This window comes from Ruegeria sp. CDSB086, from assembly GCF_059611065.1.
Genome location: NZ_JBXWOV010000003.1, coordinates 338,775 through 352,326 on the forward strand (window position 1 = coordinate 338,775; position 13,552 = coordinate 352,326).

12 protein-coding genes are annotated in these 13,552 nt (G+C 58.1%); 9 read left to right on the forward strand and 3 right to left on the reverse strand.

All coding sequences use genetic code 11. The features are described from left to right. Positions 1 to 21: 21 nt before the first annotated feature. Positions 22 to 468 carry a hypothetical protein gene (locus AC2FIO_RS08510; RefSeq protein WP_282154207.1) on the reverse strand — a complete coding sequence of 149 codons (447 nt, stop codon included), beginning with the start codon at positions 466 to 468 and terminating at the stop codon, positions 22 to 24. Between the two features lie 20 nt (positions 469 to 488). After that, on the reverse strand, positions 489 to 2,519 hold the full coding sequence (locus tag AC2FIO_RS08515) for a TonB-dependent receptor domain-containing protein (protein ID WP_496696927.1): 2,031 nt from the start codon (positions 2,517 to 2,519) through the stop codon (positions 489 to 491). 233 nt (positions 2,520 to 2,752) lie between these two features. Here AC2FIO_RS08515 and AC2FIO_RS08520 point away from each other — a divergent pair, with 233 nt between their 5' ends. Genes AC2FIO_RS08520 through AC2FIO_RS08535 form a run of 4 tightly spaced genes read left to right on the forward strand, consistent with a single transcriptional unit; the run spans position 2,753 to position 6,548 of the window. Continuing rightward, positions 2,753 to 3,808 (forward strand): hemin-degrading factor, encoded by a 1,056-nt coding sequence (locus AC2FIO_RS08520; RefSeq protein WP_496697097.1) that lies wholly within the window; start codon positions 2,753 to 2,755, stop codon positions 3,806 to 3,808. Continuing rightward, positions 3,808 to 4,683 carry a heme/hemin ABC transporter substrate-binding protein gene (locus AC2FIO_RS08525; protein ID WP_496696929.1) on the forward strand — a complete coding sequence of 292 codons (876 nt, stop codon included), beginning with the start codon at positions 3,808 to 3,810 and terminating at the stop codon, positions 4,681 to 4,683. The genes AC2FIO_RS08520 and AC2FIO_RS08525 overlap by 1 nt, the downstream gene beginning before the upstream one ends. Further along, positions 4,680 to 5,756 carry a FecCD family ABC transporter permease gene (locus AC2FIO_RS08530; protein ID WP_496696931.1) on the forward strand — a complete coding sequence of 359 codons (1,077 nt, stop codon included), beginning with the start codon at positions 4,680 to 4,682 and terminating at the stop codon, positions 5,754 to 5,756. The genes AC2FIO_RS08525 and AC2FIO_RS08530 overlap by 4 nt, the downstream gene beginning before the upstream one ends. A 3-nt stretch (positions 5,757 to 5,759) precedes the next feature. Then, a complete protein-coding gene (locus tag AC2FIO_RS08535) occupies positions 5,760 to 6,548 on the forward strand; it encodes a heme ABC transporter ATP-binding protein (protein ID WP_282169278.1) in 789 nt (262 codons plus the stop codon). Positions 6,549 to 6,601: 53 nt separating this feature from the next. On the opposite strand, the gene AC2FIO_RS08540 is transcribed toward AC2FIO_RS08535, so the two are convergent. Further along, positions 6,602 to 7,204, reverse strand: a complete 603-nt coding sequence (locus AC2FIO_RS08540) for a TetR/AcrR family transcriptional regulator (RefSeq protein ID WP_058274090.1) — start codon at positions 7,202 to 7,204, stop codon at positions 6,602 to 6,604. 140 nt (positions 7,205 to 7,344) lie between these two features. Between AC2FIO_RS08540 and AC2FIO_RS08545 the strand changes: the two genes are divergently transcribed. The 5 genes from AC2FIO_RS08545 to AC2FIO_RS08565 all read left to right on the forward strand — a co-directional run bounded on the left by AC2FIO_RS08545 (position 7,345) and on the right by AC2FIO_RS08565 (position 13,547). Then, complete coding sequence (locus AC2FIO_RS08545) at positions 7,345 to 7,809, forward strand: (2Fe-2S)-binding protein (RefSeq protein ID WP_282154201.1); 465 nt, start codon at positions 7,345 to 7,347, stop codon at positions 7,807 to 7,809. Positions 7,810 to 7,812: 3 nt separating this feature from the next. After that, positions 7,813 to 9,999, forward strand: a complete 2,187-nt coding sequence (locus tag AC2FIO_RS08550) for a xanthine dehydrogenase family protein molybdopterin-binding subunit (RefSeq protein ID WP_496696933.1) — start codon at positions 7,813 to 7,815, stop codon at positions 9,997 to 9,999. 130 nt (positions 10,000 to 10,129) lie between these two features. Further along, positions 10,130 to 11,449, forward strand: a complete 1,320-nt coding sequence (locus AC2FIO_RS08555) for a glutamine synthetase family protein (protein ID WP_496696935.1) — start codon at positions 10,130 to 10,132, stop codon at positions 11,447 to 11,449. A 59-nt stretch (positions 11,450 to 11,508) separates the two neighbouring features. Further along, the gene (locus tag AC2FIO_RS08560; protein WP_282121503.1) at positions 11,509 to 12,189 is read left to right on the forward strand and encodes a type 1 glutamine amidotransferase; all 681 of its coding nucleotides are present in this window, start codon (positions 11,509 to 11,511) and stop codon (positions 12,187 to 12,189) included. Further along, the gene (locus tag AC2FIO_RS08565; protein ID WP_108862197.1) at positions 12,189 to 13,547 is read left to right on the forward strand and encodes a glutamine synthetase family protein; all 1,359 of its coding nucleotides are present in this window, start codon (positions 12,189 to 12,191) and stop codon (positions 13,545 to 13,547) included. Before AC2FIO_RS08560 ends, AC2FIO_RS08565 begins: the two co-directional genes overlap by 1 nt. Positions 13,548 to 13,552: the final 5 nt, after the last annotated feature.

Sequence of the window (13,552 nt, forward strand, 5' to 3'; positions counted from 1 at the left end):
CTTATTACTGCGTCCATAACCTCACCCGATCACTTCCGTTTCAAGGCGACTTGTGAGCGTAAGCCCGGACATGCAGGCATCGGCCATGTCAGATTGTGTCACACATTCCTGTACACCGTTGATCAGTATTCGGCTGATCTGATCGCAAGCCATGTCGTTGAACTGGAACTGCCGCACACGGGGCTTGCCCGCAGGCAATTCGGCAAAATCAAGTAGTGTCAGAAGGGCCACCTGACCTTCTGCGCCGAAGAGAACGGTCTCATAAACCGCGCCATCGATATCGATGCCATAGGTATTTTCAGCGACAAAGCTCAGCAAACAGCTTTCGCCCTTTGCCTCGGCACTGCTGAGTTCGATTGATACGCCGCTGGGTTTTTGCGTTTCCTCTGCGCTGGCAATCCCTGCCCCCAAAATTGGGAGCAGGGTCAGCAGGACCACCCGAGCATTTCTTTTGATTGTTGTCTGCATGACTGGTCCTTTCGTGTGGATCAGAAGGTTTTGGCCAGGGTCAGCTTGAAGTTCCGGCCCGGTGAGTTGCGGGTCGAAAGGTTCGGCAGATAGTTCTTGTCAAAGATGTTCTCGACGCCTGCGCGAACTTCGAAACCCTGAAACGCGCCTTCCTGCGGCAGATAGGTCGCGCGCAGGGTGTTCACGCCGTAGCCAGCAACCGGATCTCCGCTTGAGTCGGTGCCGGATTTGGCGCCGAACAGCTCCCAGCTGACGTCCAGAGTTTCGCCAAAGCGTTTGCCGACTGTTACCCGCGCCGAGTCTGTCGGCTCGTTCCGCCATGGTGAGTCCACGCCAAGCGAGCTGGTTTCAGTCCCTTTGACGATGTTTGCGTTGAAGTCGACATAGTACCCAGCCGCGCTGGCATAAGATGCCTCGATTTCAACGCCTTTGGTTTCAACTTCCTGCAGCGGGCGGGAAGGACTGCCCGATACATAAGACGTGATGTCCCAAAGATCTGTCTTATAGAAATTGACCTTGGCACGAACCACATCACCCGCAGCAAAAACATCGCCACGATTATACGAGAAGCCCGCTTCCCATGTGCGCGACTTTTCAGGTTGGGTCATGTATGCTGGTGTGCCCAGATCGTCGATGATTGGCAGGTTTTCCGTGTATGCCCCACTGCCGAACACGGCAAAGCCGCTGGCGAATTCGTACCTTGCAGACAAACCGCCCATCAGCGCGTTGTTGTCATAGCTTTCATTGCGCGGAGCCGGTGCATCACCGTCGCCTTTGATGTCCTGCGTCTCGTACCGGATCGCCGGAGTGATGGTCAGCTGATCGCCGATCTGAATATCGTCCACGGCAAACAGTGCGACACGACGATCGGTACCACCAGGGGCCGAGGGCGCGTCCAGACGCTCGCGATTGATGAATTCGATCCCGGCGCGCAGGTCGTGCGAGGCGACACCGGTTTGGAAGTACGACGTATTCTTGATCGTCAGCTTCGTGGTTTCATAGTTGTGCGTCGCGTCAGCCAGCCCACGAATGCTTGGGAAGAATGGCATTCCTTCCAGGCTTGAGGACCCGGGCACGTAAGAGCTGTCAATCTCCTGCTCCGAGTAGCTGAGGTTTACGTCCAGATCGATCAGGTCGTTGCCCGCCGGACGGTATTGATACCGTAGAATGCCGATTTTCGTTTCGATATCGCGGTCTACGTTGCCAAATGAATCCGATGTCGTGCCGAACGAGTCATACGGAACATCGCGTTCTTCCGACGTCGACTGATTATAGGACGCGGTGATCGAGTGTTCGAGGTCGTCACCAAAGCTGTATTTACCCTTTGCCAGAAGCGACGGCAGCGTGAAGGCACTGTTACCGATCGTATCGCCATTGCCGTCCTTCTGATCGTCCTGATCACGGTAGGTGTAGTTAAACAGGAATTCGGTCTGGCGGTTTGGCTGCCAGGCTAGGATGGACGACGAGGCAAAGCCGTTCCCGTTGGAATACCCTTCCAGCGTTTGACGGAACCGGAAGCCGGGCTCACCACCGGTGAAATCTGACGCGTCTTTGGTTTCCAACTGAACCACGCCGCCTACGACACCCGAACCGTATTCGAACGACCCCACAGTGCCGCGAATGACTGAGACGCTTTTATATAGCTGCGGATCAGTGAACAACTGATTGCCGATCCGATACAACTCCTCCGCGCCGGTTGTAGCCCCATCGACAAGGATCAGCACTTTCTGGTCGGTCCCAAAGGTGCCGTTGGCACCGAACCCACGGATATTGATCCCCGACCCTTGCGGTGTCGAGCCATTGACCAGCGTCACACCGGGCACCGTGTCAATCAGTTCTGCGACGGTGTTGGCCTGACGGTCGTTGATCTCTTCCTGATCGATATTGGTGACCGGCACGGCAGTATCCGTTTGGATTTCCCGTTTGCTTTCACCCAGTTCCAGCGTGCCCAGAAAGCCTTCATCCTGCTCTTGCGCCGAAGCACCAGCCGCCACCATGCTCAGGCACGACACCGTACCAAGCAACCCCATCTTTTGAATACGCGAACGCATTTCTGTCCCTTCGAAATTTTAAGAGGACCGGAAATGCTTGCTCCGCGCTGGCTTGGTCAGTCTTTTATGATTTTTGGAATCGCCTTTTTTGGCGACTTGTGCTCGTTAATAAAGTTGACTAAAACAGTCAACATAAATTCCTGGTCGTTCTTACGACCGCCGCCAGCAGTACACCGCGTTCAACGGTGGCCGTGCCAGCCCGACACCCATGACAATCGAAGATGGAAAAACCCATGACGGAACAGGTGCTTCTGGCCCCGGATCAAATTCGTGCGGCCTATGTTGAAAACACCGGAAAACGTGACCGCGACTTAGCGGAATCACTTGGAATAACCGAAGGTCAACTCGTTGCGGCGTTTGCGGGTATCGACGTAACGCGGCTTTCGGCAAGCCTTGATGACATCTTCCCGATGCTCAACGGGCTGGGTGAGGTCATGGTGCTGACGCGCAACCTCTCTTGCGTCATTGAAAAGGTCGGGCAATACGACAACTACCACTCCGGTGCGCATGCTTCGATGGTTCTGACCGAAGAGATTGACCTGCGCATGTTCCCCGGCCATTGGGTCCACGCCTTTGCCATCGAACGTGAAACGGACAAAGGGACAAAGCGATCCCTTCAAGTTTTTGATGCCGCTGGGGATGCGGTGCACAAGATCTTTCTGCGTGATGGCTCTGACCTGAACCACTGGGACGAACTTGTCAGGAAATTGCAGGCAGATGACCAATCCCAGACGCTGAGTGTCGAGCCGCGAAAGCCAACCGAGGCCGCCAAGGTGAACACCGACAAGGTCGAACTTCTGCGAACGGAATGGGCCAAGATGACGGATACACACCAGTTCCTGCGCCTAACCTCAAAGCTGAAGATGAACCGATTGGGCGCCTACCGCGTCGCTGGTGAACCGCTGGTTCGCGCGCTTGAACCGGCAACGGTTTCCCAGATGTTCGAACAGGTCCGGGACCAAGGGCTTGAGATCATGGTCTTCGTCGGCAACCGGGGGTGCATCGAAATTCACGGTGGGTCGGTTGAGACGCTTAAACAGATGGGTCCGTGGTTCAACGTGCTTGATCCGCGCTTCAATTTGCACCTGCGCTCGGATCATATTGCCGAGGTTTGGGCCGTGACCAAACCAACCCAACGCGGTCCCGCCGTTTCAGTTGAGGCGTTCGATGCCGAAGGTGGTCTTATTCTGCAGATATTTGGCCGCCGTTCAGGCGAAAACGATCACCGCCCGGCCTGGGACCAACTGGTAGCAGGCCTGCAATCCAAAAAAGAAACCGAGGTGGCGTGATGAGCCCGCTTTGCAGGTTTTCATCGGTCGTCGCGGTAGCCGGCGCGCTGATCGGAACAGCGGCTATCGCAGCAGATGAGCCAGAACCCAACCGCATCATCGCCATCGGCAGTTCCGTGACAGAGATCGTCTATGCCCTGGGTCAGCAGGACCGCCTTGTTGGGCGGGACCGGACCTCGACCTACCCGGTTGATGTGCTGGACCTGCCCGATGTCGGCTATATTCGTGCGCTGTCACCCGAAGGGGTCTTGTCGGTGAAACCCGATCTGATCGTGGCACTGGAAGGGTCCGGACCACCGGAGGCTGTCGAGGTTCTCAGAGAGGCCGGTGTGCCCTTCGTCTCGATCAGTGAAGACTATTCACGCGACGGCGTGGTGGAAAAAATCCGGGCTGTCGGGGCCGCCCTGGGTGTCGAAGATGCCGCCGAAGAACTTGCCAATCAGACCGGTGCCAAGATTGACGGGGCCCATTCGAATGCAGTTGATGCTTCGGTGGGCGGCACACCCCGGGTTCTGTTTGTCTTGTCGGCTCAGGATAATCGCATCATGGTTGGCGGCGCGGACACACAGGCAGACAGTATCATTCGTCTGGCTGGCGGCGTGAACGCGGCTGGCAACGTATCGGGTTTTAAACCCATGACACCCGAAGCGATCGCCACAACCGCGCCGGACGTGATTCTGATGATGGATCGACAAGGCAACCACATCACTGCCAATGAAGATCTGTTTGCCATGCCAGCCATCAAGCTGACGCCCGCTGGACAGAAAAAACGTCTGATCCGCATGCAGGGTGCTTATCTGCTGGGGTTTGGCCCCCGAACGGCCGAGGCGATTGCTGATCTGTCGGCGGAATTGCAGAGAATAATCGGCTCATGACCGTTGCAATGGATCACGATGGCCTCAACGTGGCTGCGCACGACCGCCGAGTGACGGCACGCCGGGTCACTCTGGCCCTTTTGGCGCTGTTGGTCTTCACCAGCATCTGCAGCATCTCGGTCGGCGCGTCGGACGCATCCGTTCGCGCAGCATTCGCAGACCTGATTGCCGGGCGGGACATGTCGGACCTCGACCGGATCGTCCTGTGGGATATCCGCCTGCCCCGGCTGGCGATGGGAATTCTTGTCGGCGCCGCTTTGGCGGTTTCCGGCGTGGTGATGCAGGGCCTGTTTCGCAACCCTTTGGCTGACCCCGGAATTGTGGGCGTCAGCGCAGGTGCCGGTCTGGGCGCGATTTCCGCGATCATCCTCGGTGCGTACCTGCCCGCCTCCATTCTGGCCTGGGTCGGTAATAGCTTGGTCGCCGTGGCGGCATTCCTGGGCGGGTGGACGTCCGTCTTGCTGCTCTATCGCGTTTCAACACGAGGCGGGCAGACATCGGTTGCAACCATGCTGTTGGCAGGGATCGCGTTGGGTGCGCTGTCGGGCGCTGTGTCCGGGGTTCTGGTCTACATGGCCGATGACCAACAGCTGCGCGACCTGACGTTCTGGGGCATGGGCTCGCTGGCCGGCGCAACATGGACCAAAGCAGCCACGGCCGCTCCGATCATCTTGATTTCCGTGTTCACGGCCCAGTTCCTTGCCCGTGCGCTGAACGGCATGGCGATGGGCGAAGCCGTGGCGCACCACATGGGAATCCCGGTTCAGCGCAGCAAAAACATCGCCATTCTGGCCGTGGCCGGCGCGACCGGAGCCGCCGTCGCAGTCTCCGGAGGCATTGGTTTCATCGGTATCGTTGTGCCGCATCTGCTGCGGTTGGCGACCGGACCGGACCACCACCGCCTGTTGATGAACTCGGCCCTGTTAGGGGCTAGCTTACTGCTGTGTGCCGACATGATCAGTCGCCTGATCGTGGCACCGGCCGAACTGCCGATTGGCATCGTAACTGCAATCTTAGGCGCACCGGTCTTCCTGTGGATTCTGCTGCGGCGTCACGGAACAATGGGAATGTAAGTGATGAAGGGCGAAAACATACACGTCAAACTCGGCCGTAAAGAGATTCTGCACGGCGTGGACTTTGACGCAGAACCCGGAAAAGTCACAGCCATCATCGGCCCGAATGGCTCGGGGAAATCTACGTTACTCAAAGCCTTATCAGGCGAACTTGAATCTTGTGGAGAGATTTCCCTGAACGGGCACAGCATTTCCGAGCTGAAGCCTTGGCAACTAGCTGCAATGCGCGGGGTTCTACCGCAATCGTCAACCGTTGCCTTTCCCTTCACTGTGCTCGAGATCGTCCGACTGGGCCTTGCAAACGGGCTAGCTGCAGCGGATGACAGCCTGCCTTCCCGCGCGCTGGCTCATGTCGACCTCGCTGGGTTTGAGCACCGGTCTTACCAGAACCTTTCGGGTGGTGAGCAGCAACGAGTTCAGCTTGCCCGCGTTCTGACCCAAGTCTGGGACGCGACATACCACGATCAGCCCAGATGGCTGTTGCTGGACGAACCCGTTGCAAGCCTGGACATCGCACATCAGTTCACTGTGCTGGGCGTCGCAAGAAACTTCGCCACACAAGGCGGCGGCGTTGTTGTGGTTATGCACGACCTGAACCTGACGGCGCTGTTTGCCGATTATGTGTATGTCATGTCCGAAGGATCTGTTTGGGGCTCAGGCACGCCAACTGCGATCCTGAACGACCAGACGATGCTGCAGGTCTATGGTATCGACCTGCCTATCAGCACCCTGCCTAAAGCTCAGGTTCCGTTCATCCTGCCGCAGGCCATGCGACAGGCCTTAACCGCGTAAAGGGCACACTCAGGGCGAGCAGTATTTCCGCCTGCCCTAATCACGCACCGAAACTAGACGCCGTAACGGCTCAGTATCATCTCGACACTGCTGTCTATAGTCGCGGTCATTTCGACTTCGGTCAGAACATTGCCAGAGAAAACCATCGGCCAGAAAGCTCTCGACTTGATCAGGCCGATGAATTCCTGTCCCGCCTGTTCGGGGTTTTCGATCCGTAACTGCCCGTCTTCGGCTGCATCCCTCAGCATCTCGATAAAGATCGCTGTTTTGTCCAGTTTGCCTTGCGCAGCGGCAGCCAGATCAGGGTTGCGCAGAGTTTCGCTGATCACCATCCGTGCCATCGCCATCACTTCGGGCAGCATCAGAATGCGCCCCTCGGCCCAGGCCAGATCGGTTAGCTGCTTACGAATGTCGCGCCCTTTTTCATAGCGGATATCCCGAACGGCCGCGAACCGGTTAGACAGCTCCAACACGATGGATCTAAACAAGTTTTCCTTGCTTTCAAAGTACTTGTAAAGCGTGCGCTTGGACACCTCGGCCTGCGCTGAAATACGGTCCATGCTGGCGGCGGCGAACCCCTTTTCTTGGAATTCCGCTACAGCCGCTTCGATGATCTGGGCATGTTTGGACGCATTCGGCGCTGTGCATTCGTTCATATTTTAAAGCTATAGACCCATTGACAGATCAAGGTCAAACACTACGTAAACTCACCAGTTTACACGCGCGGGTTTCTGGCCTAGTGTAAACCCGCCAGTTTACCAACTCAGGTAACCAGCCCAACACGGAGAGCCCCCTCATGGCATTGACTTTGAAACTGAACGGCGAGACCCACACGGTCGACGCCGAACCCGGCACGCCCCTGCTCTGGGTGATCCGGGATGAACTTAAGCTGACTGGAACAAAATTCGGCTGCGGCGTCGCATCCTGTGGCGCGTGCACCGTGCATCTGAACGGCGAGCCTGTGCGCTCGTGCCAGACTTACATCGAAGATGTCGAAGATGCTGAGATCACCACAATCGAGGCGGTTGGAGACGACAAAATCGGTGCGGCCATTCAACAAGCTTGGATCGAACTCGACGTGGTCCAGTGCGGCTATTGCCAGTCGGGTCAGGTGATGTCGGCGGTTGGACTATTGTCCGAAAACCCCAAACCCAGCGTCGAAGAGATTGACGATTACATGCATGGCAACGCCTGCCGTTGCGCCACCTATCAACGCATTCGCGCCGGCATCCAGCGCGCATCTGAAATTTTGGAGGCCTGATCCATGACCATCAACACCTCCCGCCGTGGATTTCTGAAAGGTGCCGCTGCTGCCGGTGCCGTCCTGCTGGTTGGCGCACGCCCTGATGGGGCGCTGGCGGCTGCTTCGTCAGAGACCGCTCGATTCAACCCGTTCGTGAAGATCGATGCAGATGGAACCGTAACAGCCATCGTAAAACACTTTGAAAAGGGCCAAGGTCCAGCTACCGGCCTGCCGACGCTGATCGCAGAGGAAATCGGCCTGACCATGGACCAGATCGAATACGAATTCGCCCCGTCCAACCCGCAGGTCTATAACAACCTGTTGTTCGGCCCCTTCCAAGGCACCGGCGGCTCGACTGCAATGGCGAACTCATGGATGCAATACCGTCAGGCAGGTGCGGCAGCGCGTGAGATGCTGATCAATGCCGCCGCGCAAAGCTGGGGCGTGGACGCATCCGGCATCACCATTGAGGAAGGTATCGTCAAGGCAGGCGACAAATCGGCCCCAATCGCTGAATTCGTGGCCGCGGCCTCTCAACTGGAGGCTCCGGCTGAGCCGCGCCTGAAAGACTCGTCAGAGTTCCGTCTGATCGGCAACGAGACGGTGCGCCGCAAGGATTCGGCAATCAAAGGCAACGGTCAGGCAATGTACGCGATGGACGTCCATCTGCCGAACCATATGGTCGCCATGATCAAGCGCCCTGAATCGAAGGGCGGTATCGCCAACAGTTTTGACGACAGCGCGTCAAAAGAGGTGAAAGGCTATATCAGCGCTGCAGTTCTTCCAAATCAGGCAGGCGTCGCGGTTTATGCCGAAAACACCTGGGCCGCCATTCAGGCGCGCGACGCGCTTGAGGTAGACTGGGACATGTCCGGATCTGAGACCCGCGACTCGGACCAGATCAAGGCCGAAATCATGGCCGCTCTGGACGCCGAAGCCACGTATAACGTGAACAAGGCGGATGTCGCAGCGGTGTCGGCGACCATTGATGGCGCGGACACGGTCGTTGAAAAGACCTTCTATTTCCCGCTTTTGGCACATGCCCCGATGGAACCGCTGAACTGCACCATCGAGCAAACTGCCGAAGGTGACATTGTCCTGCACGATGGTGCCCAGATGCCGACCGGCCCGCATATGGCCTATCAGCAGATCTTCCAACTGCCGCCAGAAAAGATTCACATCAAAACAATGCTGGCCGGCGGATCCTTTGGACGGCGGGCGACGCCAGATGCAGATTATCAGGTTGAGGCTGCGCTGGCCTTTGTGGTCACCGACCGCTCGCGCCCGGTCAAACTGGTGTGGACACGCGAAGATGATATCCGCAGCGGTTACTACCGCCCCGCCTTCGGCCACAGGGTTCGCGTTGGCCTGGACGCCGATGGCAAAATCGTCGGCTGGCAGCATCAGGTCGCCGGTCAGTCGGTCATCAAGGGCACACCGTTTGAGGCCGTCGCGGTACATGACGGCGTCGACCACAGCTCTGTCGAGGGCATTCCCGACAGCCCGTATGACATCCCCGGAATGGCCTTGGGTTTAACCGACACCCCCAAGGCAACAACGGTTCTTTGGTGGCGCTCGGTGGGGCACACGCACACCGGGTATGTCATGGAGACAATGATGGATACCGTGGCCGAGGCCGCGGGTCGTGACCCGGTAGAATTCCGTCTATTCCATCTGGCGGACACCAATAATGCGGATCAGCAACGCAAGGCAGAAGTTCTGAAGCTGGCTGTTGAGAAGGCCGGTTGGGGCAATGCTCCTGCGGGTCGCGCACAAGGTATCGCGGTGCATAAGTCCTTTGGGTCTTATGCCGCACAGGTTGTTGAGGTGTCCGGTGATCCGGAAAACGGCATCAAGATCGAGAAGGTCACATGCGCAGTGGATTGCGGGATTGCCGTGAACCCGGACGTGGTGCGCGCGCAGATGGAGGGCGGTATCGGATATGGTATCGGCCACGTCATGCGTGATCAGATCACGCTGACCCAAGGCGCGGTGGATCAGTACAACTTCCCTGATTATGAACCGCTGCGCATCGGCGATATTGCCGAGATTGACGTTCATATCGTGCCTTCCGCCGAAGCCCCCACTGGTGTTGGAGAACCCGGCACACCGCCTTCGGCCCCCGCGCTGGCTAATGCGATCCGGGCGCTTTCCGGCGTGAAAGTCACCACTCTGCCGATGGTGGAAAACGGCGTCAGCTTCGTCTGACGACCAACCCCGCGCCTGTCCCAATGGACGAGCGCGGGGTTTTTCTCAGCCAAAGAAAATTTGATCAAATTTCGTGACAACAGGTCGCTCCTCTATTACACCTCGGGTAGCCAGAGTAATGGAGTCAGTGATGGATCTGAGCGCCCTGCACAGTTTTCGCGTTGCCGCATGTGACCTGAATGGTCAGATGCGAGGCAAGCGTGTGCCGCCCTCTTACGCCGACAAGCTGGACAAAGGCACGCTGCGCATGCCGTTTTCAGCGTTGAATGTCGACCTGTGGGGCGCGGATATCGACGGCAGCCCGCTGGTATTCGAATCCGGTGACGCAGATGGTGTCTTGCTTCCGACCGAGCGCGGCCCAGTGCCAGTGCCTTGGCTGGAAACGGAAACCGCACTGGTCCCCATGTGCCTGTATGACGACGAAGGCACCCCGTTTGCTGGCGACCCCAGGCATGCACTTGCCTCTGTTCTTGATCGCTATGCACAGCGTGGCTGGTCGGTCATTGCGGCGACAGAGCTGGAGTTCACCTTGCTAGACGCCTCGGGTGCGCATCCGCAGCCGCCGGTCAATCCCGTGACCCAGCGACGACTGGAGGATGAGGCAGTCCTGTCGATGGCAGAAATGGATGCCTTCGATGCGTTCTTCACCGACCTTTATGACGGGTGCGCTGCGATGGGAGTTCCCGCGCAAACCGCCATCTCGGAAAGCGGTATTGGCCAGTTCGAAATCAACCTGAATCACCAAAACGCCATGCGCTGTGCCGATGATACATGGCTTTTCAAGGCCTTGGCGCGTGGCCTTGCCCGTAAACACGGGTTCACCGCAACCTTCATGGCGAAACCCTACGCCGATGACGCTGGCAACGGGATGCATGTCCATTTCTCGGTCGTGGATCAACAGGGCCGCAACGTGTTTGACAACGGTGGACCCGAAGGCACCGATTTTCTTCGGTGGGCGGTGGCGGGATGCCTGACGGCGATGCCCGGATGTACGCTTGTCTTTGCACCGCACGGGAGTTCATACACGCGTCTGGTCCCGGGCGCGCACGCCCCAACCGGTGCGTGTTGGGCCTATGAGAACCGCACTGCGGCTGTGCGTATTCCCGGTGGCGCGCCGGTCGCGCGACGGATCGAACACCGCGTCGCCGGTGGGGACATCAACCCCTATCTGATGTTGGCCGCTGTTCTGGGGGGCGCCATGAACGGCATCGAAGATCAGTCGGAACCGCCTGCCCCTATTACGGGCAATGCCTATGAAGTCGACGGGCTGCCGCAATTGGCTGCCGACTGGACCCAAGCCATTGCAGCATTCGAAACAGACCCCAATGTCGCGCGCATCTTTCCGGCCGACCTGATCCGCTATTTCGCCATGACCAAGCGACAGGAAATCAGGCGGTTCGCCGAACGCCCATCCGAAAACCATTGGCTGAGTTATGTCGAAGCCGTATGAGCCCTCTTGCCCGCCCGCATCCGCTGGGCTAGAATAAATTTGATCAAATTTGGTGACCCATGAAAATCGGCATCCTACTGACCGGCCATCCACCTGATGAACTGCAGGACAAATTCAGCGAATATGACGCGATGTTTGCCGCGCTGCTGGAAGGCAACGGCTTTACCTACGAAACCTTCGCCGTTGTAGACGGCCAATTCCCCAAGGACGCGTTTCAGGCTGATGGTTGGATCATCACCGGCTCGCGCCATGGTGCGTATGAGGATCATGCGTGGATACCACCGCTCGAAGATCTAATCCGCGCCATTCAACACAGCGGTCGCCCGCTGATCGGTGTGTGCTTTGGCCACCAGATCATCGCGCAGGCGCTTGGCGGCAAAGTAGAAAAGTTTACCGGTGGCTGGGCCGTGGGGCGCACCGAATATGACTTGGATGGCCAATCCGTCACCCTGAATGCCTGGCATCAGGATCAGGTTGTTGAATTGCCCGAAGGCGCGCGTGTGATCGGCGCCAACGACTTTTGCCGTAATGCGATGGTAAGTTATGGCGACAACATCTGGACCGTGCAGGCCCACCCGGAATACGGCGATGCCTTTATCCAGGGCTTGATGGAAACGCGCGGCAAGGGTGTGGTTCCCGACCCGTTGATGGAAGCTGCCGCTAACCGGCTGCCCGGCCCCGACGACAACGCGACCATCGGACGGCACATGGCAGAATTTCTGAAGAAAGAGAGGGCCTGATGGCCAACTGGACAGACCAGCTGCCAGAAGCAGCAAAAACCTATATCTCCGGCCACCGGCTGGATGAGGTCGAATGCATCATCTCGGACCTGCCGGGCATCGCACGCGGCAAGGCCGTACCTGCCAGCAAATTCGCGCGGCAGACTTATTTCCACCTGCCCGACAGCATCTTTTACCAAACCATCACCGGCGATTGGGGCGAAGCAGCGGGTGAGGACGGGTTTATCGAACGGGATATGATCCTGAAACCTGATTTCTCTACCGTATCTGCCGCGCCGTGGACGGGTGACTGGACATTGCAGGTTATTCACGACGCCTACGACCGGGATGGTGAGCCGATCCCCTTCAGCCCGCGTAACGTATTGAAGCGTGTTGTGCAGCTGTATCACGACAAAGGCTGGGACCCGATCGTCGCGCCCGAAATGGAGTTCTTTCTGGTCGCCCCCAATGTCGACCCGGCGCATGGGATCAAACCCATGATGGGCCGTTCGGGCCGCCCGGCGGCCGCGCGGCAGGCCTATTCGATGACCGCGGTGGACGAGTTCGGACCTGTAATCGACGACATCTATGATTTCGCCGAGCATCAAGGGTTCGAAATTGACGGCATCACGCAGGAAGGGGGCGCGGGTCAGCTAGAGATTAACCTGCGCCATGGCGATCCGGTCAAACTGGCCGACGAAGTGTTCTACTTTAAACGTCTGATCCGCGAGGCCGCGCTGCGCCACAACTGCTTTGCCACGTTCATGGCAAAACCGATCGAGGATGAGCCGGGCTCCGCGATGCACATCCACCACTCGATTATAGACATGGAAACAGGCCAGAACATCTTTTCCGGTCCACAGGGCGGTGAAACGGACGCGTTCTACAATTTCATCGCCGGGCTGCAGAACCATCTGCCAGCTGGCCTGGCCGTGATGGCCCCATACGTGAACTCCTACCGCCGTTATGTGAAAGACCACGCCGCACCGATCAATCTGGAATGGGCGCGTGATAATCGCACCACCGGCATTCGCGTGCCCCTGTCCGGCCCCGAGGCACGCCGCGTGGAAAACCGGATTGCCGGGATGGATTGCAACCCGTATCTGGGCATCGCGCTTTCCCTAGCTTGTGGCTATTTGGGACTGACCCGGCAAGAACGCCCGCGCCGCCAATTCTATGGTGATGCCTATGAGGGCGAAGGTGACATCCCGCAAGTGATGGGCAACGCATTGGACCTGTTTGATGAGGCCACTGCCTTGCACGAAGTTCTGGGCCCTGAGTTCGCTCGCGTCTATGGCATCGTCAAACGGGCCGAATACGAGGAATTCCTGCAGGTCATCTCTCCGTGGGAGCGCGAGCATCTGCTGATGAATGTCTGAGGCAC